General features: G+C 45.3%; 26 protein-coding genes. 12 read left to right on the top strand and 14 right to left on the bottom strand.

The features are described from left to right. Positions 1-317 precede the first annotated feature (317 nt). Positions 318-1,118: a helix-turn-helix domain-containing protein gene (locus ACNKW2_RS00850; RefSeq protein ID WP_419146857.1), complete on the bottom strand. Its 801-nt coding sequence runs from the start codon at positions 1,116-1,118 to the stop codon at positions 318-320. 100 nt (positions 1,119-1,218) lie between these two features. On the opposite strand from ACNKW2_RS00850, the gene ACNKW2_RS00845 reads away from it, so the two are divergent. Beyond that, positions 1,219-1,587: a DUF3224 domain-containing protein gene (locus tag ACNKW2_RS00845; RefSeq protein WP_419146856.1), complete on the top strand. Its 369-nt coding sequence runs from the start codon at positions 1,219-1,221 to the stop codon at positions 1,585-1,587. Here the strand turns inward: ACNKW2_RS00845 and ACNKW2_RS00840 are convergent. The 4 genes from ACNKW2_RS00840 to ACNKW2_RS00825 form a co-directional block, all read right to left on the bottom strand. Then, the gene (locus ACNKW2_RS00840) at positions 1,557-2,183 is read right to left on the bottom strand and encodes an alpha-ketoglutarate-dependent dioxygenase AlkB (RefSeq protein ID WP_419146855.1); all 627 of its coding nucleotides are present in this window, start codon (positions 2,181-2,183) and stop codon (positions 1,557-1,559) included. The two genes, ACNKW2_RS00845 and ACNKW2_RS00840, sit on opposite strands and share 31 nt — an antisense overlap. Positions 2,184-2,383: 200 nt before the next feature. Further along, entirely contained in the window at positions 2,384-3,112 is a 729-nt protein-coding gene (locus ACNKW2_RS00835; protein WP_419146854.1) for a glutathione peroxidase, read from the bottom strand. A gap of 153 nt (positions 3,113-3,265) precedes the next feature. After that, a complete protein-coding gene (locus ACNKW2_RS00830; protein ID WP_419146853.1) occupies positions 3,266-3,613 on the bottom strand; it encodes an Hpt domain-containing protein in 348 nt (115 codons plus the stop codon). Beyond that, entirely contained in the window at positions 3,606-6,341 is a 2,736-nt protein-coding gene (locus tag ACNKW2_RS00825) for an ATP-binding protein (protein WP_419146852.1), read from the bottom strand. Before ACNKW2_RS00825 ends, ACNKW2_RS00830 begins: the two co-directional genes overlap by 8 nt. A 637-nt stretch (positions 6,342-6,978) precedes the next feature. On the opposite strand from ACNKW2_RS00825, the gene ACNKW2_RS00820 reads away from it, so the two are divergent. After that, positions 6,979-7,449, top strand: a complete 471-nt coding sequence (locus tag ACNKW2_RS00820) for a GNAT family N-acetyltransferase (RefSeq protein ID WP_419146851.1) — start codon at positions 6,979-6,981, stop codon at positions 7,447-7,449. Between the two features lie 61 nt (positions 7,450-7,510). Here the strand turns inward: ACNKW2_RS00820 and ACNKW2_RS00815 are convergent, their stop codons facing one another. Both ACNKW2_RS00815 and ACNKW2_RS00810 read right to left on the bottom strand, forming a co-directional pair. Then, complete coding sequence (locus ACNKW2_RS00815; RefSeq protein ID WP_336565394.1) at positions 7,511-8,041, bottom strand: DUF3833 domain-containing protein; 531 nt, start codon at positions 8,039-8,041, stop codon at positions 7,511-7,513. Then, entirely contained in the window at positions 8,042-8,569 is a 528-nt protein-coding gene (locus ACNKW2_RS00810) for a chalcone isomerase family protein (RefSeq protein ID WP_419146850.1), read from the bottom strand. A gap of 143 nt (positions 8,570-8,712) precedes the next feature. Here ACNKW2_RS00810 and ACNKW2_RS00805 point away from each other — a divergent pair, with 143 nt between their 5' ends. After that, positions 8,713-9,192, top strand: a complete 480-nt coding sequence (locus ACNKW2_RS00805; protein ID WP_419146849.1) for a GNAT family N-acetyltransferase — start codon at positions 8,713-8,715, stop codon at positions 9,190-9,192. A gap of 46 nt (positions 9,193-9,238) precedes the next feature. On the opposite strand, the gene ACNKW2_RS00800 is transcribed toward ACNKW2_RS00805, so the two are convergent. Further along, positions 9,239-9,514 (bottom strand): Rdx family protein, encoded by a 276-nt coding sequence (locus ACNKW2_RS00800; protein WP_472977997.1) that lies wholly within the window; start codon positions 9,512-9,514, stop codon positions 9,239-9,241. Between the two features lie 222 nt (positions 9,515-9,736). Beyond that, entirely contained in the window at positions 9,737-10,627 is an 891-nt protein-coding gene (gene nhaR, locus ACNKW2_RS00795; protein ID WP_419146848.1) for a transcriptional activator NhaR, read from the bottom strand. A 130-nt stretch (positions 10,628-10,757) separates the two neighbouring features. On the opposite strand from nhaR, the gene ACNKW2_RS00790 reads away from it, so the two are divergent. Then, a complete protein-coding gene (locus ACNKW2_RS00790; RefSeq protein ID WP_336565389.1) occupies positions 10,758-11,063 on the top strand; it encodes a hypothetical protein in 306 nt (101 codons plus the stop codon). A gap of 123 nt (positions 11,064-11,186) precedes the next feature. On the opposite strand, the gene ACNKW2_RS00785 is transcribed toward ACNKW2_RS00790, so the two are convergent. Continuing rightward, positions 11,187-12,086: a response regulator gene (locus ACNKW2_RS00785; protein WP_419146847.1), complete on the bottom strand. Its 900-nt coding sequence runs from the start codon at positions 12,084-12,086 to the stop codon at positions 11,187-11,189. A gap of 93 nt (positions 12,087-12,179) precedes the next feature. On the opposite strand from ACNKW2_RS00785, the gene ACNKW2_RS00780 reads away from it, so the two are divergent. The 6 genes from ACNKW2_RS00780 to arfB all read left to right on the top strand — a co-directional run bounded on the left by ACNKW2_RS00780 (position 12,180) and on the right by arfB (position 18,195). Further along, positions 12,180-12,983 (top strand): chromosome partitioning protein ParA, encoded by an 804-nt coding sequence (locus ACNKW2_RS00780; protein ID WP_419146846.1) that lies wholly within the window; start codon positions 12,180-12,182, stop codon positions 12,981-12,983. 200 nt (positions 12,984-13,183) lie between these two features. Continuing rightward, the gene (locus ACNKW2_RS00775) at positions 13,184-14,455 is read left to right on the top strand and encodes an efflux RND transporter periplasmic adaptor subunit (protein WP_419146845.1); all 1,272 of its coding nucleotides are present in this window, start codon (positions 13,184-13,186) and stop codon (positions 14,453-14,455) included. An 11-nt stretch (positions 14,456-14,466) separates the two neighbouring features. Further along, positions 14,467-15,156 carry an ABC transporter ATP-binding protein gene (locus ACNKW2_RS00770; protein ID WP_419146844.1) on the top strand — a complete coding sequence of 230 codons (690 nt, stop codon included), beginning with the start codon at positions 14,467-14,469 and terminating at the stop codon, positions 15,154-15,156. Between the two features lie 8 nt (positions 15,157-15,164). After that, entirely contained in the window at positions 15,165-16,496 is a 1,332-nt protein-coding gene (locus ACNKW2_RS00765) for an ABC transporter permease (protein WP_419146843.1), read from the top strand. A 9-nt stretch (positions 16,497-16,505) separates the two neighbouring features. Beyond that, positions 16,506-17,714 (top strand): ABC transporter permease, encoded by a 1,209-nt coding sequence (locus ACNKW2_RS00760; RefSeq protein ID WP_419146842.1) that lies wholly within the window; start codon positions 16,506-16,508, stop codon positions 17,712-17,714. A gap of 67 nt (positions 17,715-17,781) precedes the next feature. After that, entirely contained in the window at positions 17,782-18,195 is a 414-nt protein-coding gene (gene arfB / locus ACNKW2_RS00755; protein WP_336565381.1) for an alternative ribosome rescue aminoacyl-tRNA hydrolase ArfB, read from the top strand. A gap of 11 nt (positions 18,196-18,206) precedes the next feature. On the opposite strand, the gene ACNKW2_RS00750 is transcribed toward arfB, so the two are convergent. Genes ACNKW2_RS00750 through ACNKW2_RS00735 form a run of 4 tightly spaced genes read right to left on the bottom strand, consistent with a single transcriptional unit; the run spans position 18,207 to position 21,384 of the window. Then, positions 18,207-19,442, bottom strand: coding sequence for an ATP-binding protein (locus tag ACNKW2_RS00750; protein WP_419146841.1), 1,236 nt, complete (start codon positions 19,440-19,442; stop codon positions 18,207-18,209). A gap of 7 nt (positions 19,443-19,449) precedes the next feature. Next, positions 19,450-20,139: a response regulator gene (locus ACNKW2_RS00745; RefSeq protein WP_419146840.1), complete on the bottom strand. Its 690-nt coding sequence runs from the start codon at positions 20,137-20,139 to the stop codon at positions 19,450-19,452. Continuing rightward, complete coding sequence (locus tag ACNKW2_RS00740) at positions 20,139-20,525, bottom strand: DUF3019 domain-containing protein (protein ID WP_419146839.1); 387 nt, start codon at positions 20,523-20,525, stop codon at positions 20,139-20,141. Before ACNKW2_RS00740 ends, ACNKW2_RS00745 begins: the two co-directional genes overlap by 1 nt. Beyond that, entirely contained in the window at positions 20,515-21,384 is an 870-nt protein-coding gene (locus ACNKW2_RS00735; protein WP_419146838.1) for a MipA/OmpV family protein, read from the bottom strand. Before ACNKW2_RS00735 ends, ACNKW2_RS00740 begins: the two co-directional genes overlap by 11 nt. Before the next feature lie 187 nt (positions 21,385-21,571). Between ACNKW2_RS00735 and ACNKW2_RS00730 the strand changes: the two genes are divergently transcribed. After that, a complete protein-coding gene (locus ACNKW2_RS00730) occupies positions 21,572-23,566 on the top strand; it encodes a beta-propeller domain-containing protein (protein ID WP_419146837.1) in 1,995 nt (664 codons plus the stop codon). A 229-nt stretch (positions 23,567-23,795) separates the two neighbouring features. After that, the gene (locus tag ACNKW2_RS00725) at positions 23,796-24,269 is read left to right on the top strand and encodes a peroxiredoxin (RefSeq protein WP_419146836.1); all 474 of its coding nucleotides are present in this window, start codon (positions 23,796-23,798) and stop codon (positions 24,267-24,269) included. Positions 24,270-24,346 lie beyond the last annotated feature (77 nt).

The following is a 24,346-nucleotide window of genomic DNA, read 5'->3' as shown; positions in this document are numbered from 1 at the left end:
TTTATTTGGTAATAAGAAATACCAAAAAGTAAGCGTTTGTGTAGTAAAGTGATGAAATTGACTAACGCCCTTTAGATAGTTCTCATTGTAGCGCAATGAATTTGAAATACTGCACTTAATGGCTATCTTTATTATTGATACCAAGCAAATTAAGGAGAGTTCAGTGGCTAAGAAAGACGATGTTAAGAAGCTAAAAAAAGAAGTGAAAGCCCGCAAGGCAAAAATTGAAAAGCATGAAGCGAAAATCAAGAAATTGAAAAAAGCGATTAAAAAAGCATAATTAATACAAAAGAGCGGGTTATCCGCTCTTTTTCTTTTTACGGTGTTTTTTGTTCTACATAATGTTTTGGAGTCATGTCCACTATCTCTTTAAAGTCACGAATAAGGTGAGGTTGGTCGCTGTAACCAAGGCGTAAGGCGAGGTCAATCATGGTTACATCGCCTTTGTCGAGTTGTTTCAGTGCTTGGTGTAGACGGTATTTTCTAATTAACCACTTAGGGGAAAGGCCGATATAGCGATGACAAAGCCGCTGTATGCTTCGTTGTGATAAACCAGATTCGTCAGCCAATTGTGCGACACTGTAGATGTGAGGGCTGTGTTTTATTAAATTAACCAGCGTAGCTGCCTGCTTTTGCGCATCTGAGTGCTCTACTGCCAAGCTCTTTAGGTAAGCTTCTAAGCAAGATACCGCCTGTTGATCATCGCTGCTTTGCAGCAACGAAACGAGGTGGTGCGCAATATCTTCGGTAAATAAATGGCTTGCTGGCAGAGTTTTATCGACATAATAACTCATCGTATGGGGTAAATGAGGCGCTAGTGCTGCGAGCGCAAACTTAACTCCGACAATACCTCCTGTGCCTGACATCTTATAGCTGTACTTTTTACTTACTGGGCCTATCAATGTTAGTTGATTCTTTTCAAGAACCAGATGTAGATTGGGATCGGGTAAGTTTTGTTGCGTGTGAATAGTTTTTGCCGGCAACTGCCAGTCCACAAACCAATATTGTTCGACAAGCTCTGCATATTGAGAGTGAGGCTTATATCGCCGCAACTGGTAGTGTTGCTGGCTCTGTTGCTGATGTAGCACACCCGATGAAGCTTGTTGAATTGATTGCAAAATGGTTCCCTCAAAAGTCGTTGTCGCGTTTTTACAATATCAGATAATGTTCGTCATGCTAGGATGTTGGTGATTAATAGCATAAAAAAAAGGAATCATCATGGAGTTAGCGGGTCAGTTTCAAATTCAAGATTGGCAAGAGCAAGCAATTGAAAGTAGCAGCGAAAAATTGAGTCAAGCTAAGGTAAAGCAAAGTTACAAGGGGGCACTGTCTGGCACCAGTGAAGTACGTTATCAGCTTTATTACCACCCTGAAGGGGATGCTCACTTTAACGGCTTTGAGGTGATCACATTAACCTCGCCTCACCAAGGCGGAGTGTTGGTATTAGCACACCAAGGTCAATTTAAACAAGGCGTTGCCTCGAGTCAATTTGTCGTTAAATACTGCAGTTTTGATGACAGTTGGGTTGGCAAGGAAGGATCTTTTATCTCCACCTCTCATGGTAGGGCTGAGTTCGAAATGTCTTGAGTTGAGCGAACATGCCCAGGCCAGTTAAACTGGCGGAATGTTAGGTTAAACCGCGGGCCGACCTTACCTGTCGCTTTTGGTACAGCGTGCTGGTAATTGTCTTGAAAGCCATCAGCCATGAGCAATAACGAACCACTGGCTAAGTTGATTTGCCACTGATGTTGTAGCTGAGATTGGTGGCGAATATGGAATGCTCGCTCGGCACCTAAACTAATTGAGGCAATGACGTTAGTTGGGCCAAAGGCGGGCAGGTCGCTATGAAAGTCCAAGTACTCGTCGCCATCAGGGTAGTAGATACAAACGCACACCGGAAATACTACCCCAGTGAATTCAGCGAGTTTTTGTTGTAAAGACGAAATGGCTGGAAACCAAGCCTGACGCCGTCCGTGGTGTGCAGGAAATACATCGCTGTCCACTAAAAGCGGGTCAACCAACATCATTTTCCAAGGCCATACTGGCTGTTTGCCTTTGCCAATGATCTCTACATAGTCGGGTTGATTGAGGTTAAACTCATTATTCAGCGTAGTCAGTATCGTGTTTTGTTCATGCAAAGATAAAAAGTCGGCATGATAGTGGCAACATTTGGGGTGATCCATGTCCTTATCCTTAACAACGTCGTAGGCTTGCTGTTAAGTGTAACAGCTATGGTGCAAAGCGCTGTTAATAAAAGCAAGTTTTTAAATGGGCTTTATAAATGCTCCTTTACTGCTCAAGTAAGAGCAACCTCTAAGCAAGATGCTTTGCCACTGTAAACCCCCATGACAAAGCATTGCTTTGGATTGAAGCGGTGAAAGGATTATGCAAAGTACTCAGCTAAGTCGTCAGAGCCACCAATATGCTTGCCGCCAATAAATACCTGAGGTACGGTTTCACGGCCCGACAACGCTTTTAAGCTAGTCAAAGAGGCGTGTTTTCCCAGCATTAGCTCTTCATAAGCAAGGCCTTTTTGTTGCAGCAGAGCTTTTGCTTTTTCACAAAATGGGCAACCAATTTTACTGATCACCGTAACCGGCTCCGGTTTAATTTGACTGGGATTGATATACTCCAGCATGGTGTCGGCATCTGAAACCTCAAATGGGTCACCCGGTTTTTCTGGCTCAATAAACATCTTTTCAATGATGCCATTTTTTACCAACATAGCGTAGCGCCAGCTGCGTTTGCCAAAGCCGAGATCGTTTTTGTCTACTAACATGCCCATGCCATCAGTAAACTCACCGTTGCCATCGGGCAACAGGGTAATGTTTTCAGCTTCTTGGTATTGTGCCCAAGCATTCATAACAAAGGTGTCGTTGACGGACACACAGACAATGTCATCGACGCCATTTTGCTTAAATACATTTGCCAATTCATTATAGCGTGGCAAGTGAGTCGAAGAGCACGTTGGCGTAAATGCCCCTGGCAATGAAAACACCACAACCGTTTTGTTATTAAAAATCTCTGCTGTGGTTAGGTGGTGCCACTGTTCACCTTTTCGAACCGGAAATGTTACATTGGGTACTGATTTACCTTCCATATTGTTTAGCATCTTGTCGCTCCTCATTAAGTTGATGACGTTATTATGAGTGAATGTATTCAATCTGTATAATGGTATATTGTGATTGTTTTGTTCTGTAAAATAGATTGCTCACTGTTGTGGTATGGCGGCCTGTTTATTTTATTCAGCTAAATGAGATGGCTATTAAGCTTGCTGTAAATGTGCTTTTAGTGCTACTACAAAGTGGCTGCCCAGCTCGGTATGAATGGCGCGGATAAGCTCGGCACACTGTGCTTGGTTATTGGCTAAGGCTTGCTCCTCTAACTCTTGTAGTTGCTCCGCTAGTACTTCAGCCCCGACGGCCTTGGCAGACGTTTTTAAAAAGTGTGCATGGTCTTTCAGCTCTTGATATGCGCTGTCTTGGTAAGCTTGTTTAAGTAGCCCACAGCTGGACTTTGCTTGTTGGAGAAAATCGCTGTAAAACTTTCTCGCGCTGGCCTTATCATCACCGATAAGCTCTATCATAACTTGTGGGTTCAGCGATTTACTCATTACTATCCTCTGTGTTCAGCCATTTGTATAAAGTGTCCTTTAATTCCATCAGTCTAACCGGTTTACTGACGTAATCATTCATACCACTGTCGATGCAATTTTCTTTATCGCCTTTCATGGCCGCACCGGTCACCGCAACAATAGGTATAGCAGTAAGCTGTTGTTGTTGCTCTAATTCACGAATATGCTTAGTTAGCTCGTAACCGTCCATTTCTGGCATATGGCAGTCGGTGAGTAGGAGGCTGTAGTCATTATTTTTGAATTTATCCAAAGCCTCTTGGCCATTGCTGGCAATATCACAGTTTAATTGCAGTCGAGCCAGTTGCTTAACAATCAGCTTCTGGTTAAAAGGGTTGTCCTCTGCGAGCAAGATTGTTTTACCAGCATCACTTTGCTCAATGCAGCTAGAGTCCTTAGTTTGCGTTAGCAGGCTATCGAGTTCATCCAGTGGCGTTAAGTCATCGAGACTGTCGACGGGGACTGGCTTAGTCGTTTGGCGTAGCTTCTTCAGCAACTGCATAAAAGAGTGCTGAGTGTGGGGGTAGAGTGAGCGTACCATATCCACCTGCAGTTGCTGCTCAGTAGAGGTGGTATGCAGAGCTGGAGTGACAAAGGCTAATGTTGGTAAAGAGGCACGCTGATTAGCACCTTGTGTAATTTCTTCATTCGCAGTAACAGTCATGATCAGAGCCGCATCTTTCTCTGGTTTTGCTTGCGAGATGTTTTCAATAACAATGACCTGCTCACAGGCTTTATGGCAGCAGTTGCTAAGCTGTTGTAATTCTGGTGCCTGTTGGTCTGAACTGTGAAGTAAGTAAAGGGTTTTAAAGGTTGGCTCTAACTGTTGTGGCGTGTGTCCTTGCCATACCGGGATGGTAATAGCAAAGCTTGACCCTTGATTAGGTTTGCTGGTTAAGCTGATTTTACCACCCATTAAATCAACCAACTTGCCACATATGGCTAATCCTAGCCCAGTACCGCCAAAGCGACGAGTGATGGAGCGTTCGGCTTGTGTAAAGGGGGTGAACAGTTTTTTCTGTACTTCTGGAGTGATGCCAATGCCGTTGTCTGATATGGTGAAAATCAGGTGAGACAATGCCACTCCCTCCGTTTTCCAATTCACTTTAATGGACACTAAGGCACCTTCTGCTCTGGTCGGCACACTAAACTTTATGGCATTGCTGACAATATTAAAAATAACTTGCCGGACACGGTTTTCATCTCCGGTTACCGTTAGCGGTAAATCTGTGGCTTCTAATACCACTAACTTAACGGATTTATCGTTTGCATGGGCAGAAAACGTTTTAACAATGTTATTGAGCATTTGCGAGGGAGAATAAGGGTAACTTTCTAGTTCTAACTTTCCTTGTTCTACTTTCGCAAGATCGAGAATATCGTTTAAAATTGCCACCAAATTATTGGCCGAAACCGTGGCGGTTTCGATTAGCTCTTGGTTATCCTCATTGAGCTCACTGAGGTTGATTAAATCAAGAGCACCAATGATGCCATTCATGGGGGTACGTAACTCATGGCTCATCATTGATAGAAAGTCTGATTTAGTACGATTTGCTTGTTCTGCCTTGATGATGGCGGCTTCTAAGTCGGCGGTACGCTCCGCCACCCGTTGTTCTAGTTCCTGGTTGATGTGTTGTAGTTTCTTTTGCGCAATGTATACATCCGTTTGGTCAATGACCACCCCATCGATGCGCGTGGGGTCGCCATGTTCATCACAGCCTACCACGCCTTTTGCATACAACACGATAACGTCACCTTCTGCAATAACACTGCGGTAACGTTGTTCGAAAGTATCACCGGCTTGTAAAGAGTTTTGCAGCGCTTCTGTGACTCGCTCTTTGTCATCAGGGTGAAGGCTCTGCTGCCATTTTGCTAAGTTTCCGATATCGTCGTCTTCGAGCTTAAAGATAGAGTTGGCTTGTCGATCCCAGTTCCAAACCCATTGATTCGCTACTTTTATGGCTCGCCAGGTGCCGATCTTTCCAGCTTGCATGGCCAGCTGCTTGCTTTCCTCAGCATCATGAAGCGCAACCAACATGTCTTTTTCATGGGTGCAGTCTGCCAAAATCCCATAAACATTGTGTGTTTTTATGCAGTACTTAACTTGTTCACCCTTGAATTCAAACCAGCGAATGGCGCCTCGTACTTCAATACGAAACTCAAATTGGATCATCAGCCCCTGCTCAATGTGATGCGCTAAGAGTTCTGCAAACAAGCTGCGGTCTTCATGATAAATCATCGACTTAAGTGACTCCCAGTCGAGCTCAGCAGATGCTGGTAGGCCAATAAGAGCTTTAAACTTAGGAGAGAAGTAGGCATGTTTGCTCACTAAGTCATAACACCAGATCCCTAAGTTGGCACTGTTGACTGCATGCCTTAAGATCCGAGTTTGTTCATCCTCGAGTGGGTTTTGGCAGTAGTAGCTGGTTAATTCTGTGATATGGATGGTAATTTCACTGTGGGCAACATCATAAAAAGAAAGTAAATACTGAGTTTTTCCTTGTAAACGGTGGCTTACTTGGACCAGAGCGCCATTGTTGATTGCTCTTTGCTCTAAAAAGCTACTGGGAAAATTAAACAGCTCATCAAGTTGACTGCCGACAATATTATTCTGGTTTTCTAGCAGCTGTTGTGCAGCCTGCGTTGCCTTTATGATCCGCCAGCTGGAAGAGACGATAAGGATTGGCATACTTTCATTCACCGATGTAGCCATAATCATGCCTTTAACAAAGTTCACCTGTAACAATAGTAGTCGCTTTTTGCCTCTGTGCTTTCGCAACAATAGAAAGCGACTGTGACGCATATGCTAAGTATAGCGAGCAAAATCTTTAGTATTGCTTTTTATTTTTTATTTGGTACTTTAGTGTTGTGGGCTGGAGTTAACCCACCGCTTGTTTGTTTGCACTTCTGAAGCCTGCTAAGGAAGTAAAATCTGAGAAGCTGCAATGGGAGTATTCCGTTTATGCCACACAAATCACCAAATTCAAATATGGCCCCTTCACTGCCGGCGCTTACCCTACTTGTGCTGGTTTTGTTACTACTGACTTTGTTAATCTTCCCCAGTTAAGTTCAGACGTTAACTTTCAATCTTAACTATGTGATTAAAATAAAAAATAATTTATTTTCTCTTTCTCAGGTACAACCAACAAGCTATTCAAAAATACCTCACCAAGTTGCTTATTTTGTTTAACTCGGTATAGTCTGACCTCGGTCACGCTATGCGCTGCAATAAATATCAACAAAATAATGAAACACATTGATCAATCAGCGCAGTAAGTAGGTATAAAGTATGCTCTTTGAGCTAGAGCCGGAAGTAGCTCTGTAGGTGACTGTTTGATATAGAGGCAGGTATGCAATTAGTTCAACTTAAGCCAGAGGATCCGCAGACCATTGCGGTGTTCTCTGAAATCGACAAGCTAATGAATAGCTTGTATCCCATCGCTAGTGCACAGTCTTTGGCTGTGGAAGAGCTGAACCAACCCAATGTTTATGCCGTAGGCCTGCAAACAGATGAAGGCATTGTTGCTTGCGGCGCCATTGTAAAACAATTTGATAAAACCTTGTACGGCGAAATTAAGCGCTTGTATGTCAAGCCAAGCTATCGCGGCAAGGGGTTATCTAAGCGTATTATGCAAATCTTGTTGCACTACGCTGGAGATGCGCAAATTCCCCTGATCCGCCTAGAGACAGGTTCAAAACAAACCAATGCGATTAAGTTATATGAAAGCCTAGGATTTGAGCGTTGTGAACGCTTTGGCTTTTACCGTGATAACCCCTTGAGTGTATTTATGTCTCTTGCAATGCACCAAGAGGAAAAATAAGAGTGTGAGTATTACCGTTAAAGACGGCGCCTAAGCGCCGTATAAATAGCTCGACATAACTTTATTGTTTTTGCATAAAAATAGTCACCTCGGCCATAGTTAAGCCGAATTTTTCAATGTAAGAGCGATTCATAAGGGTGTTATTATCAAACGCCCACATCCAATCATCAAAAGTCACTACATAGCTGGTGTCACCCACGGGTAAGTCCATCTCATAGCGCCAGTTCATGGCATTACCAAAGGTTTCACCTGAGGCTTCGGCTAAAATATCTCCAGCTCGGCCGACGTAACTGCCATTTTGTTGCTGACGAATTTTCCAAACTCGTTCTTTAACGCCGTCTCCCAACAAATACTCAAACGTTTCGTCGAGTATCAGTTGTCCCGACTCATTCTGGTAGGCGTTAATATCTACCACAAACTGCTGGATCATATTGCCATCACGGTCTTGTACAATGCCCCAAGCTTTTATATCCCCTTGAAAGAAGGTGTAAGGGTCAAACTTGGGTTGTAACTGGGCATAGCGGTTTCCTTCAATACCGCTGCTGCAAGCAGTAAGTAACAAAGTAATAAGTATAATAATGGTGGCTCGCATTTATTTACTCCCTAGTCCTAAAATTTCTGCACGTAATTTGGGCTCTGAGGTTTTACTTCCTAACCAAATATTGAAAAACCATCGGGTAAACTGTGGGTCTTGGACTTCACCAATTTTGTTGCTGCCCTGATAAAACTCAGTATAGCCTGCGGCATTACGGACACCATAAAGGGTTGTGTCTTCACTGACATCAGGAAATATAGCAATCATTTGTTGTAGCCACTTTTTTTCAAGCTCAGGGTCATTAAAGCCTTGTTTCTGCATCTCTTCAATGGAGCGCTCCGCAATGGCTTTACCGTCAAGATCGCGTAAATAGCGTAGTGCTAATACAAAGGGCTGCTGCTCAGAGTAAGTCCCCTGTGGTGCGTACAAGGTGGCATCGTAAACGTCCCAAAATAAATAGGTCATTCTGGCTGTTTCACCCACCGCTTTCGGTTGCTCAATAAAGCGCTGCACCACATCGATACTGGCGAGTGATGAAAAACTGGTAAAAAGTAGAGCTGTGGCAGCAAATATCCTTGTAAACATGGTAAGACTCCTCATACCTAAATGTACCCTTTATACGAGTTGCTCACCTTAATTGTTCACTTTTTCAGTGCACTTATCTTGTGCTGCTGTTTTCCACTCAGCGTTTTTGCTAGTCTGAAACAAACTCATAAAAAGGAAAAACAGTGACCATAACCGTGCGGCCTGCAGAGCCATCCGATGCCAAAACCATCTTACATTTTATCAATGAATTAGCTATTTACGAGAAAGAGCCTGATGCTGTGGTCAACACCGTAGCCGAAATAGAAAAAAAATTGTTCGGCGAGCAGGCAAGAGCCCACAGTGTCATTTGTGAGCAAGATGGCGAGGCGATCGGTTTTGCTGTCTATTTCTTTAATTATTCAACCTGGTTAGGAAAACATGGACTATACCTTGAAGATCTTTACGTAAGCCAAGATAAGCGTGGAAATGGAGCAGGGAAGGGGATAATGAAGTATTTAGCTAATTTGGCGTTAGAAAAGGACTGTGGGCGTTTTGAGTGGGTGGTATTAGACTGGAATAAACCGTCCATTGATTTCTACGACAGCATCGGCGCCGAGCCGCAAAACGAATGGATCATTTACCGCTTGAGTGGCCAAGCGCTAAAAGACTTTGCCACCAGTTAATGAGGTTATGGGGGCAATGCCCAGTAGGGCATGCGCCGGTATCAAGCTAATTATCAATGTGACCCAAGTCTCGCTCTGGGTCCAATTTATCACGGACCCGCCGTTTTAGTTCCTTTGCCTCAGGGAAACCACCATCGAGTTTGCGACACCAGATTAAGGTGTCGTTATAATAAATTTCAAAGCAGCCTTTGCTAGCCGGCACTAAGGCGACTTCAGCTAGATCATCGGAAAAAGTCGAGAGTAGCTCTTGTGCTAGCCAGGCTGAACGCAACAACCACTGACACAAAGTGCAATAATGAATACGAATTTTGGGCTTGCGCAACATGATATCGTTTGATTTAAGGGTTTGTTAAATTATAGAGGTATGGAAGCTGAGAGAAAAGCTCAAAGAGCGAAGGTATGGAACCCCAGCAATTATCTCAGCGACATACTAAAGTGATGACAGTAGGCAGACAGCTATTTCAGCTATGTAGTCAATGTTACTGTTGTTTTAATTTTTATTGTGCTTGTTACTCCTGAGGCTATCCACTTTTACCGCTCAACATTAACTGATGTTTTTCGCGAGCCGAACAAACTCAGAGAAGATCGAATCTTTGATTAGCCTATCTGGGGTAAAGGCATAGTAGCTTTGGTAAACGTTTTCCATGGTGCCAATTAACACCACATCATAGTGGCGCTCCAGTTCGCGCTTTATTGATAAGGGCGCAGGAAAAAATCCAAACCCTTGCTGACCAAGGGATTTCATTAGGGCACTGTCATCAACGTGGCCGGCTACTTTCACATCAATATCTTGCTCTTGCAGCCAATATTGAATGGCATTGGTTACTGGGCTATGTTTTGCTGGTAATAAAATCGCTTTATCTTGTAGCGAGGCTGGATAGTGTGATTTCAGCATTTCGGGCGCATCTGACGAGCCATAAAAGCCAATTTGGCTCTTTCCTATCTCATGACAAAACACCTTAAAAGGTAATTGGCTGTCTAAGGGCTTATCTGCCAATACAATATCGAGCTTGTGCGTGGCCATTTGTGCTAACAGCTCAGCTTGTTGGCCGTCAATACAATGCAGGTTGGCGACTTTATCGTTTTCGATTAATGGAGCTAGCCATTTTGAAACCAAAGATTTGGGAATGGCATCTGAAATACCCACTTTTAGCGTACGGTGAGCGTTACCGAATTCATCTTGGGTGGTTTCTAACCACTCTTTTGCAATTGAGAACATATCATCAGCATACTGTTTGGTTAGAATGCCAAAATCAGTCAGCCTGAGTCCGCGGCCCTCACGGATAAACAAAGGTTTACCCAAGCGCTGCTCTAAGCTAGATAGTTGAGCGCTGATCGTTTGCGGGGTTAAATGCAGTATTTTACTCGCGGCTGCGATACTGCCTTCGTTACTCACCTGCCAAAAATAATATAGATGGTTAAAGTTTATGTTCATTGTTCGGTAAAATCTTATACTTGGTTAGATATAATCAGCTTTTATCTTTTTTTCAAGATTAGTAAATTTGTTGTCACGGAGCAAGAGAAAGATTGTTCATAGGCACTGTCCGACCAAATTGAGGTAGAAGATGAAACTAAATCTTGTTAGCCAAAACACCACGTTATCCGCAGATAACAAGGTCGCTTTCACAAAAGCGGTGAAAAGTCGATTAAAAAGCTATGCCGATAATATTCGCAAGGTCAACGTGAGATTAGACGAGTTAAGCAGCAAAAGTGGCAACATGACACTGTGTAAGGTAGAGGTGCTACTGCCAGGCTTACCCACGCTAATTGTTAAGGCTAAGGGGAAAACAGTACTGCAAGCGCTGAGCCGAGCGCTGAAAAATAGCCAACAAATATTGGCGCAAAGTTATTTTAAACTGAACGGCTCATGATTTTTAGCAATTGCATGAAGTAAACAATCGAATATTAACGTAGCAATGCGATTGCTATTACCGGTGTCCATTCTCCAGTTCCCAAGCACTTGCCGTGGCAAGGACGCCACGCAATTTTTTACACTAGTCTAAAAATCCCACCAGTAAGATTTTACCTTGCGCCATACCTGGGCGTTGGCAACACAGATCGATGCGCATATTGGCAGCGGTCTGATAAAGCTGGCGTAATTTAGGAAAAGGCTTTTCAACGAACTGCAGGGTTTTTACTTTCAAACTTCTGCGGGTCATGATGTCTAAAAATGCGTAGGAAGTGGAGTTAAGAGCTGATTTACAGGCTGACAAAATCTCTTCATTGACCTTATGGTTATGGATCACTTGCATCGCCTCAGGTTTAGATAGGTTGCCCGTTGAGGCAACAATAACGCAAAGGGCATAAATATCTAACACCCCCACAGCCCTGACTTTTTGTATTTTGGGATCTTCATACGCTACCATGACACAAGGCAGGTTATCAGCATCAAACTCAAGCGGGTGGACCTGATCCAGTCGCAGTTCAGGGTCGATGTGTTTATTCATCAGTTTTTCAAGTTGTGCCACCTGTGGCAAGGGTACGCCTTTGTGAAGGGCATGGATTTGACGAGTTTTAATACTTTGCTCTGCGGCTTCCACCAAAGGCTGCATTTTAAAATGTAGATCGTCGTCGGCAAAAGGTTTTGATAGCACAAAAGCCGCGCCATATTCCATTGCCAGTTTAATTTGTTCTTCATCGTCGACAGTAGTGACCATAGCCATGGTAATGTCGAGCTTTTTGTGTTTAATTGCCTTAACCAATGCTAACCCAGATATGTCGGGCATATGCCAATCGGTTAACACTATGTCGGGGTGCCATGAGCCTATGACTTTCAGTGCTTCTTTGGCGCTTTGCGCTTTTCTAACCAGCAGCCTGCGATATTGAAATCGCTCTAGACCTCGTCGGACTATTTCTAGGGTTGCCGGGCTGTCATCAACGATTAATACCTTCACAAACTACCACTTAATTGAAAAATATAGATTTATTATAGGCACGATTCTGTACCAATACTAAACTAAACGAAGAGTAAACTAAGAGCAAGCAATATGTTAATTGAAAAACTACCCAGCGACGTATTCATTTATATGGCGGTAAACCTTGGACTGTTAATATTAGCGGCCTGGTTTTATATCCTATTATTGATATTAAGAGAATTTCGGCTATTTGCAAAAAATGTCCAAGGGAATAACCAAGCAGGACAAGATAACCACTATTTGTTGCAACAGTGTCGCGATGCCATTGACCGCTCTATGCGGTTTATTGCCGATAACCAAAAAACCATCCAAGAGCTGGCCAGCATACAATCCAACCTCGAGCAGCAGTTAGTAGAAATAAAAACCTCCACCCAAGATCATATTACCAAAGATGAACAAACTAAAATTGATGAATTGAATCGCAAGTTAATTAAATCTCATAAGCTCATTAAAAAACTCAAAGGCGATCTAGATAGCAGCATCGAGCGTCTTAAAGTCACCCGTCGTAAACTCTATGATCAGTACGAATCGACCGAACAATTACAAAAAGAAAATCAAGAATTGCGACAACAGTTAGAGGAATCACACACCGCCGCTGGACCGTCAGAGAAGGAACTGGAACAATTGGTGGCGAATTTTGAGCGTGAGCGGCAAGATATGTCTCATACAATCAACGAATATAAACGCCAAATTGCTGAGCAGAGTCAAGCTTTGCAACAGCTAATAGTACAAGAGCAAGAAGTGGAAGATGGTGCAAAATTGCAAGAAATTAAGGCTGAACTTGAGCAAACCCGAGAAGCCTTGCATCACCTTTCAAAAGAGAAAAAGTTTATTGAAAGCCGCTACCTGGAGATGGTAAACAGTCAGAATGAATAATTAACAAAAATTTTCATAAATAGTGACATTTTATTTTAATTTGTGTAGGGTTTAGGCACGTTGATATAGGACGCTAAGTAAGTTGCTGTGCACAATCATAAGGCATTACGGTTCGGTACACCTGGTTACATTGGGTAAAACGGTGCGCGGCACTTGCATAGCAATAAAAACAACATAAGCCGTGACAAAGGAATCCTCACATGACTTATATCCCTGATACCAGCTCCCAGGATACTAAGGTCGAAAAGCCGAAAAGGCGTTTATCGTTACTAGTATTGGCTGCTATTTCTATAGTGGTAGTGGTGGTTGCGTTAGCGCCCCTTTTTTCCCAGTGGCTCAGTGGTGAAGCGGCGGTCGCAAAACAAGACATCCACATTACCAGTGTTAAAAAGGGCGACTTTATCAGAGATATTTCGGTGCAAGGTAAAGTGGTTGCCGCGCGACGGCCGCAGATTTATAGTCCAGCTCAAGGCACGGTGACTTATCATGTTGCCGCTGGCGATTCCGTGGTCGCCGGACAAACGTTAGCCGTTATCGACAGCCCAGAACTAAAAAGTGAACTGGCGCAACAGCAAGCTGAACTCAACCGCCTAGAAACCCAACTGCAACGTCAGATCATTCACGCCAAAAAACAAGACTTAGTACAAGAAAACTACCTTGGTGAAGCCGAGGTGGCACTGAATGCGGCTAAGCGAGAAATGCAGCGATCAGAAAATGGCCTAAAAAGCCAAGTGATCAGCGATATAGATTACCAAAAAGCCAAAGACGAATTACAAAATGCCGAGCGGGAATACCGTTTGGCACTAAAAGAAGTGGCGCTATTAAAAGAAAGCCAGAAATTTGAAATTCGTACCAAAGAGCTGGAATACGATGCCCAAAAGGTCAAGGTGGCTGAACTGAGTCGCCAGGTTGATGCCCTTAAAGTAGTGTCACCGGTCGCGGGGATCGTGGGGAATTTGGCGGTTGAGCAAAAAAATACGGTGGCAAAAAATCAATCCTTGTTGAGTGTGGTTGATTTATCCGAATACGAAATCGAGGTGCAGATCCCTGAAAGTTACTCAGAAGACTTAGCCATTGGCATGAGCGCTGAAATTAATCTTAATGGTGAATCGTACCAAGGAGAAATTGTCGCCATTTCCCCAGAAATAGAAAACGGTCAGGTTGCCGGCAAAATTCGCTTTAATCAGCAAACAGTGAATGGCCTTAGACAAAACCAACGCCTTACCAGTCGTATTGTGATAGAGCACAAGCAAAATATTGCTTACTTACCCCATGGCCAGTATCTCACGGTGCATAATGGTCAGTTTGCTTATGTTGTAAAAGAGGGGCGGGCCGTTAAAACACCGATTAAGGTAGGGCTACGAAGTATTTCGCAAGTTGAAGTGCTTGCTGGTCTCAAAGAAGGGGATTTAGTGGTGACGTCGGATCCGCGCTTATTTAATGACGCGCCAAGCGTCAGAATTCTGCAATAGGGAGCTTACACATGTTATCGATGCGCAATTTGGCCAAGGCATACTATACCGATACCATCAAAACTCAAGCGTTGCAGCCTTTCGATTTGGAGATTGCCGCTGGCGAGTTTGTCGCCGTAGTTGGGCCATCGGGCTCTGGGAAAACGACGTTTTTAAACGTCACCGGACTGCTGGAAAATCCCTGCGAAGGCCAGTATGAGTTAGATGGCATTAATGTGGAAAAGCTCAGCGATAAGCACAAGTCAAAGCTTAGAAATGAGAAAATAGGCTTTATCTTTCAAAGTTTTAACCTAATCCCCGAGCTGAACCTGTACGACAATATCGATATGCCACTACGCTATCGTAAGCTGTCGAGCAAACAGCGTCATGAACGCATTATGGATGCCCTCACAAAGGTGGGGTTAGCGTCGCGGCAAAGCCACTTTCCAGCACAACTCTCTGGTGGTCAACAACAACGAGTGGCGATTGCCAGAGCCATTGCCGGTAAGCCTGCTTTTTTGCTCGCGGATGAACCAACAGGCAACTTAGACAGCAAAATGGCTGACAGCATTATGCAGTTGCTGCAAGACATTAATAACCAAGGCACCAGTATTATTATGGTGACACATGACCCGCAACAAGCGCTAAAAGCACAGCGTGTAGTGGAAATTCGCGACGGCATTATTGCAGAAGTCGCCGACTACGCCAAAGCCATTGCTTAGGAGATCATATGCTCGGTTATTACATTAAGCTGGCAATATTGTCATTACGCAAAACCCCTTTTTTATCCCTATTAATGATAGCGACCATTGCCATTGGTATCGGTGCGGCAATGACCACCTATACGGTCAGTTATATGCTGAGCAAAGATCCCATTCCGACAAAAAGCGATAAACTGTTCCATGTTCGGCTTAACAGTTATGGTCCCGATAAGCCTTTTGCTATTCAAAATGGGCAAGAAATTCCGCCTAAAATCATGACCTATCAAGACGCCATGAATTTACAGCTGGCCGAGCCGGGGGTAAGAAAAACTCCTCTGGCCAGCTTTAAACAAATGGTGCGCAGCACTGAGCAAAGTCGGGTAGCAGCTAAAATGACTCCGATCCGCAGTGCCTATCGCGACTTTTTCGCCATGTTCGAGGTGCCATTCCTGTTTGGCCAACCATGGAGCGAGCAGGCAGATAAAGCAGGATTGCCTGAGGCGGTGATCACCAGAGAGTTAAACGACAAGCTGTTTAACGGTGCAAACTCGGTAGGACAGGGACTATTGATTGGGGAGCATCAATACCGCGTGGTCGGAGTTATCGATCACTGGTATCCCACCCCCAAATTCTATGATTATGGCGTACGTGCCTTCAGCAAGCCTCGTGATGTCATGATCCCACTGCAATCTCAAGTAAATCACACCTTTTGGACGGCCTCGGATATTTCTTCCCGCTGCTGGCGCGAGCCTGCCGATGAGTCATTCGCTGCCCGTTTGGCTTCTGAGTGTGTTTGGCTTTCTTATTGGGTAGAGCTGGGCTCTGCCTCAGAGCGTACACAGTACCTCGACTTTTTACGTAGTTACTCGGCAGAGCAAAGAGAGTATGGCCGATTTTTGCGCGAACCATTACATCAGTTGTTGGATGTGAAGGAGTATTTGTACGATCAAAAAGTCCTCAAAGAAGATGGCAACATTGCCATTTGGCTGGCTTTTGCTTTTTTACTGGTGTGTTTGCTCAACAGTATGGCAATGATGATGGCCAAGTTTCACAGCCGCGCCGGTGAAGTGGGTTTACGCCGTGCCGTAGGCGCATCGCAGCGCGACATTATCCTGCAGTTTTTAGTTGAAACCTGCATTATTGGTTTGCTGGGGGGAGTTGCAGGCTTGGTACTGGCGCAATTAGGGCTCAGTATCACCGCACAGCTTTACAGTCACCTCTATGCGCAAATGCTGGAAATGACCTTTGGATTGGTGCTCATGACACTGGCGTTGGCCATTATTAGTGCCATGATCTTTGGTTTGTTGCCCACCGTTCGAGCGGCGCACACGCAGCCATCGAGTCAGTTGAAAAGCTTGTAGGAGCGGCCCATGAGAGACGTATTTCCCATTTTGAAAACCATTAAGCACAGCAAGCTTGCCCCCTTACTTTTGACGCTGCAAGTGGCGTTAACCTTCACCATTTTGGTCAACGCCATGAACATGATGGTGACTAAAGAAGCTGAGTTGGTAAAGCCAACCGGGTTAAATGAAAGCGAGTTATTTAGTTTTTCTACCAACTTGCCAGGAAACCAAGCGCAAAAAAGTGCACAATTAGAGCAAGACTTGGCCGCCATTCGTGCCTTACCCAGCGTGGCCAGTGTCAGCCCGATCACAGGCATGCCACTTACTAATTGGGGACGCTCGCTGGATGTTGGCTTAACGGATAATGAAAACGACCGCATCACCCACGCTGGATACTATGGTTCTGATCATACTGTGATAGAAACGCTGGGGTTGAACTTAATTGCTGGCAGAAACTTTACTCCCTCCGATGTCATTGAGCAGTATTATGATGGCCACAAAAGCTCGGCCAGTGTGATTATTTCCAAGCAGCTCGCAGCTAAAATAAAACCGCAAGATTGGCGTAGTGTTGTTGGCGACACCATTTTTGTTGAGTTTGTGCCGCAACGTGTGATTGGGGTGGTAGACAACATGAAAGCCGCCTGGCGATTTTGGTATGCCTACGACATGACGGTATTAAGTTCGGTGCGCGAGCATTATGAAGAAAGCATGTTGGTGGTACGAGCCAAGCCCGGTCAACGCCAGCAAGCCATGGAGGCGACGTATTCCTTGTTAGTGCAGCAGCCCGGTCGTCACCTTGATAACTTTCAGGCCTTCACAGAGATAAAAAAAGACAATCTGCAAGCCGACTTTGCTGCTAGCCAAACCTTGAAGGCGGTGATCATCGCACTGGCTTTTGTCACTATGTTGGGCATTTTTGGTCAGGCACGATACACCGTGATCAAACGCCGTAAGCAAATAGGCACGCGGCGTGCCTTAGGCGCGACTCGCGCTCAGGTATTGGCTTACTTGCTGTTAGAAAATGCAATTATGATGGTTGCAGGCATCGTGCTGGGCTCAGTGCTTGCCATCTTAGCGAACATGTATTTGGTTAACTACTTTGCCCTTAGCGCGGTGCCCGGCGAGTATTTACTTTGGTGTGCTGGCGCAATGATTGCCGTTGGCCAGCTAGCAACACTTTACCCTGCAGTGATGGCTGCACGGGTTCCTCCTGCTATAGCCACTCGCACCGCTTAATGCCATTTCGCGGCCCTCATTTTGTGTGATTTTGCTGCTATGGTAAAATCACAGCAATGGGGGAAGTATGCTAAAAATTTCAAATAACGTAACATTGGCAGAGTGGGAAATTGACTTATCGGCGATCCGCGCCCAAGGCGCCGGAGGACAAAATGTCAATAAGGTAGCCAGTGCAATTCATTTGCGTTTTGATATCAAGCGCTCAACCTTACCCGCCTTTTATAAAGACAAGCTCCTTGAGCTGAACGATTCGCGCATCACCAAAGAAGGGGTTGTGGTGATCAAGGCACAAAACCATCGTACTCAAGAGCTAAACCGCGAAGACGCCCTAAAGCGCTTGCAAGCACTTATTCAACAAGCGACCAAAGTGGAAAAAAAGCGTCGCCCCACCAAGCCCAGTAAAAGTGCCCAGCGCAAGCGGCTTAATCAAAAAACCAAGCGTGGGCAAACCAAGGCATTGCGTGGCTCTGTGAAGCTTTGATTTACTACTCACTAACGCTTTAATGGCAGGGTTAAAGTAAACTTGGCGCCGCCTAAACTGGCCTCGCCAACCTCACATTCACCGTGATGCCATTGGGCAATTTTGCGCACTATGGCCAGCCCTAAACCGTAGCCGCCGCCGTTTTTACTGCGGCTTTCGTCTAACCGCGAGAAAGGCACAAAAATGCTTTGCCATTGCTCTTTGGCAATGCCATTACCATCGTCTTCAACAATAATACTGGCTTGTTCATTGTGGCATTGCAATGACACTGAAATTTGGCTGTAACCGTATTTATCGGCATTCTGGATCAGGTTCTGCAAGGCACGACTGAGGTAATGATTATTGCCAGTGACATTGACTGCGTTGCCGCCAGCCTGAAAGTGAATGGCTTTCTCGGTTAATTTACCGAGTTTGCTGACTTGCTGCTCTATAACCTCGTTGAGGTCGACGTCGCTCATGGTTAGTTCCTCAAGCTCGAACTCCAGTCGCGCGTAAGCCAGCATTTCGGCGATTAACTGCTCCATCTCGGTAACGTCTTCAGCCATGGCTTGAGCTTGCTGTTGGCTCTCCTTAGGCAGCATGGCGAGGGCAAACTTAAGTCTTGCTAGGGGCGTGCGCAGATCATGGGATACGGCATTAACCAATAACTTTTGATTCTCTATTAGCCTCGCCACTTGCGCCGCAAGGGCACGAATTTGCTCGGTTAAGGTAGCAATGGCTGAAAATCGTGAGCGCCGAGTTGCGCTGGGTAACTGCCCTTGCGTGAGGCTGGCGGTAATGTGCTTTAATTGCAGCAAGTCTAACCACAGTGGCCGTATCCATAACATCAATAAAAACGCCAGAATAGCGTAAGAAAACAGTTTCAGCGCCCAACGTTTGTCCGCAGCGCTGGTGGCAGGGGCGAATGGCCCAAGTTGGATGAGTTTGTCTGAGTTCGCTATAGCAAAAGTGAGTAAAGCATGACCTTGGCTATTGTAACTGGTCAGTACCTGTCCTTGACGTAATAAGGAAGTTTGCTCGGGCAGCCAAGCGATATCGTCGATTTGCAGTACTTTTAGGTTCTCAGACTCTGCGGGCAAGGAGCTTGGGCTGACACTGGTTTGCAAAGTCTGGGCTACGGATTGCGCATGCCTCAGCTCGTCAGGCTCTGATACGGCCCACTGCTGCCAAATAAGTTCGTTGAGCTGGTTGATAACAACAATGCTGGTGAATACCGCCAAATACAGGCTCAGCAGAAGTTTTAACACGAATAATTCAGTCCCATGCTGATTTAGAGCAGAGGTAGCCTTTTCCCCACACGGTGATTAAGCGTGCAGGTTGTTCTAAGTTATCGCCTAACTTTTTCCGTAAGCGACTTATGCGCACATCCACGCTGCGGTCTAAGCCATCATATTCACGCCCCACCACATGCTTATAGATGTAATCGCGGCTCAAAGTTTCACCGGCATGACTGGCCAGTGTTTTCAGTAAATCAAACTCATAACTGGTGAGCTCAACCTCGTTTCCAGCTAAAAAGACCTTACGATCCGATTTATCAATTTGCAGATCGCCTAACACGATTGACTCGGTGTTAGCCGGTTGCACTATGGTGCGGCGTAATAGCGCGTTGAGACGAGCGAGCAACACATAGGGCTCCACCGGCTTAATAATGTAGTCATCGGCGCCAATCTCGAGTCCTTTGACGTGGTCAAAGTCACTGTCTTTGGCGGTTAAAAATAAAATTGGCCCAGTAAATTCTTGCCGTACCGCTTTGCAGATGGAGTAGCCATCTAACCCAGGTAACATAATATCCAATATTAAAAGATCCGGTTTTTCGACTTCGATGGCGTTTATGGCGTTAACGCCGTGATGCAGAGTGACCACTTCAAAGTCGTTATGGCGTAAAAATTTAGCCGTTAGCTCGGCTAACTTAACATCATCTTCAACCAGTAATACTTTAGCCATTAAAATACACTCCAATCACTTTTCAGTTTACGACGGTACTTTTGGTTGGCGCTGCTGTGGACTTCAATCATTTGCTCGGCAACCACCTGCTGCTGACTATTTTTTAATGTAAATCGCATGGTTTTTTCAAGTTTTATGGCTTTGTTGGTGTTCACTTTTTGCGTTTGTTGCCAACAAGCCAATTGCAACTGCTGCTGATACAGACACAAGTCTTGCTTTTGTTCGCTTTGCCAAGTGATTTTAGCGGTCATTTCACACGCTTGCCCAGCCTGCTTTACCATGCAGGTAATGGGCTTAATAGCAAAGCGTATGGCGCTACTTTGCTCTGCGAATGCCTGTAAAGGGGCTATACAGCTCAAGCACAACAACGCGGAGTTAAAATTCATATTTGCCCCCGACAAATACCGTGGCGGTATAATCATCAGTCACTAGGGGGCTGTTGGTCATGGCGCTGTCTAAGCGTTTATATTTGGCGTTGAACTTAAATTGCCACTGCTCTGAAAGGGCATAGGAGTAAGCAAAACTGAGGTACGGTTGCAGGCTTGCTTTGCCGTCATACCAGAAGCTGGCGTTGGCGGTGTCTTTGCCGTCTATGCCGTAATAGTAGTCAATTAATGCTTGGCTTTTCCATTGCACACCTGCTTTGAGTGCAGCGCTTGCTTTGCCAGATAAAGCAAAGCGATAGCTAAGCGCAACCTCTGCCAAGTAGCCTTGATAAGTATTAGTTATGTCACTGAGCCAGCTGGCAGATACTTTTACCTGATTGTTCAGCAACCAATGCATTAACACGCCGCCATCCGCGGCCCATTTGCGCTTAGCTATTTGTTGTAGCGAAATGGCATTAGCCATGACGGTAGATTCTCCGCCTGGCAGCTGGGCGCTGGAATCCAAAAAGGTTTTTTGCAAGAAGATATTATTCGGGTGAAACTTTTCAAAGTAAGCTTGTTCGGCGTTAAAGGTGGTGATTAAGCTAAAATCAAAACGCGGCTTGTTTACTAATGTATAGCCCAAGGTGCCATTATCAAAAAATAACTGCTCGCCGTAGTAGCTTAAATAAGGCACCACAACCAAAGGAATGTTTTCACCTTGATGCAATGGGTTTGAAATAACGCCTGCACCTACCGCCACACCAACTTGCCATTGGCCGACAGCAACACATTGCTGTTGTTCAGCATCACAGTCTGATGAGTTAGCCAATGAGGGGAGGGCAAGTAGCAGCGCCAAGGCACCAAGAAATTTTTTCAACCTCTAACTCCATAAAGATATAGCATGCTTATGAACGCCGATTAAGAATTCTGCAGTTAATGTACCAGCACTGGGGTAAAACACCACTAAGGGTAACAATAAATAACAAAACTAGGCGTCATAATAACAGAATTTTAGTGCCAGATGACTAGGCTTGGGAGCACGGCAATGAATCAAGGTTTCAAGCATGAAGTACACGATGGTATTAAGCTTAATTTTGCTTTTAGGTTTGAGTGCCTGCGGTGACACCAGCAGTGACACAGAAGCACTAAGCGTGCCGCCATTAAAGGCCCTCAGCAACAGTAAAGCCCATTTACAGCAGGCCAGTAGTGCACAATTCGATCGCTTTATTAAAAATGGTATTTTTCTGGCGCGGTTGCAACAAAGCACTGCGCAGCCGTCTGCGCCTTGGTTAAGTGCCAGTTCTCCTTATTCAACCAGCAATCAGCTGGTGGCTGGCGTTGCTGAGAGTGACCGTATTAAATTTGCTGGCCGTTATTTGTTTATTGCCGGAAGTACGCAAACGGCTTATAACCGCGAGGCAAGTAAAAGCTTTGTTCGGATCATGGACTTACAACAGCCACAAGCGACGCAAGTAAATGAGCTAACGCTTTCACCGCGTGAGTTTAGCAGCCAACACTTGTACTTACATAAGCAGACCTTAGTGAGTGTGATGATAGGCAGTAACCCTCACTTTGCTGAGCAGCTTAGCCCCAGTGGTGTGACTTCAAAGGCAAACTCGCCAGGCCACATTGAGCTGGCATTCAGTGACGTTTCATTACCTGCGCAAGCCCAAGTAGGGCAACGTTTTGCAATGGACGGCACTTTAGTGGGAAGTCGTTTAGTGGGCAATAAGCTCTATGTTATCGCTAAGCATGACCTAACTTACAGTGATTTTATCGCCAATGATAAGCAGCAAAGCTATGCGCGTTTGCAAGCATCAGAATTGCCAGCAATGCTACCAAGCCTTGTTAACCTAACCAAGCAAACGAGTCAGCCGCTGGTAAACAGTGAGCAATGTTATATCCCCAAGGATGCCACGGAAAATGATGGCTACCATGGCCTAACAACCATCACCAGCTTTGATGTTTTAAACCTCGGTGATATTACCACGACCTGTGTCAGTGCTCGCAGTGATGGCTTTTATATGTCACCGTCGTCACTGTATTTATACAGTTATGTTTTTACACCCTCTCACTCAAGTCAGGCTAACACCGCACTTTGGGATCCCAAGGGGTTGCTACTGCATAAGTTTAATCTCAGGGAGCAGGGGGCGAGTTATCAAGCAACAGGTCAAGTACCAGGAGTCTTAGCACGTGCCAGTGATACTATGGCTGCAACGCGCTTTGATGAACGTGACGGGGTACTTAGAGTGCTCACCAGCCGCGATGATGCCACGGTAGGCCATTTACATCAGTTGCATCTATTGCAAGCTGAGGGCAATAATTTAGCCATTATTGCACAGCTACCCAATGCCCAGCATCCACAGCTAATTGGTAAGGTCGACCCAGAGTCAAACCAAGTGGAAGAGCAGGTGTACGCGGTGCGCTACGTCAACGACCGAGCCTATGTGGTAACATTTCAGCAAAGCGATCCCCTTTATGTGATTGATCTTAGCGACCCTCGAGCCCCCAAAATAATAGGAAAGCTAGACGTTCCCGGGTACTCCACTTATCTCCATCCTGTTGCTGACAACCTGTTATTAGGCGTGGGTCAGCAGGTGAGCGCTGATACGGCACAAGGAGTGGGCACTCAAGTGAGCTTATTTGATGTCAGTGACCCTACTGCCCCATTGCTACTTGGTGCACACTACTTTACTGAACAGTTTACGCCGCTGGAAAACGACTATCGTGGGCTGGCAATGGTGACTGAGCAAACTCAAGTGCGCTTTTCCTTGCCATTGGTGTCGTGGCAGGTGACGGAGTCTGAGGGGGCTGTGCAGCAGTGGTATAACGAAAATAGCCTGGCTGCATTTACTATTTCTTTGCAAGAAAAACCAAGCTTAGAGTATATGGGTCGCAGTGAAGCGCAGCTTTCAGCGCCAATACACAGTGATTTGCCGCTGGGGTTTTCTGAAGCAGATAGGGGGCTTATTAACGCAGAGCAATTATTTTATATCCACGGTAATTATGTTTGGCAAAGTTTATGGCGCTCGCCGAGTAACAACCGCGGCCCGTTTTAGTTGCAGTGCACTGTTTTGCTGGTAAGCGGTGAACTGTAGCGCGGCTTACTCGTTCAGCATAAAGCTTACTTTAACTGAGCCTAATACAGCAAGGCAGTGACTTTAGCCCCATTAAAAGGGGCTTTTTTTACTTTTATAGCAAAGAGATATTGCCCCGAAGATTTAAAAATACGGCAATCGCCTCCATATGGTCTAGAGTAACAATACATTTAACCATAAGGATTAAGCTATGATACAAGTAGGACAATCACTGCCAGCGGCAGAGCTCAGTGAATTAACTGCCGACGGCATGCAAAGCCACCAAGTGAATGAACTGTTTGCTAATAAAAAAGTGGTGCTGTTTGCAGTACCTGGTGCGTTTACGCCAACCTGCTCAGCGTCGCATTTGCCTGGCTTTGTCGTTAATGCCGATAAAATCAAGGCAAAAGGGGTCGATACCATAGCCTGTGTCGCGGTAAATGATGGCTTTGTAATGAAAGCTTGGGGGGATGCTCACAATGCCGATGACATCATGATGCTAGGAGATGGCGACGCCAGCTTTACCAAGGCATTGGGGTTAGACATGGACACCGGTAGCTTTGGCGGTGTGCGCTCACAGCGTTATGCCATGGTGATTGAAAATGGTGTGGTTACTCAGCTACACGTTGAGGAGCCGAAACAGTTTGAAGTGAGCAAAGCGGAAGCCATTTTAGCTGCGCTTTAATTAAAGAATAGTGGGGCTTGCGCCCCACCGTTGCTGGCTTATTTTAAGTCAAAGCGGTCTAGTTGCGTCACTTTTAC

The organism is Pseudoalteromonas 'SMAR', assembly GCF_048515945.1.
Classification (GTDB): Bacteria; Pseudomonadota; Gammaproteobacteria; order Enterobacterales; family Alteromonadaceae; genus Pseudoalteromonas.
This window is presented reverse-complemented; position numbering and strand designations above follow the sequence as displayed.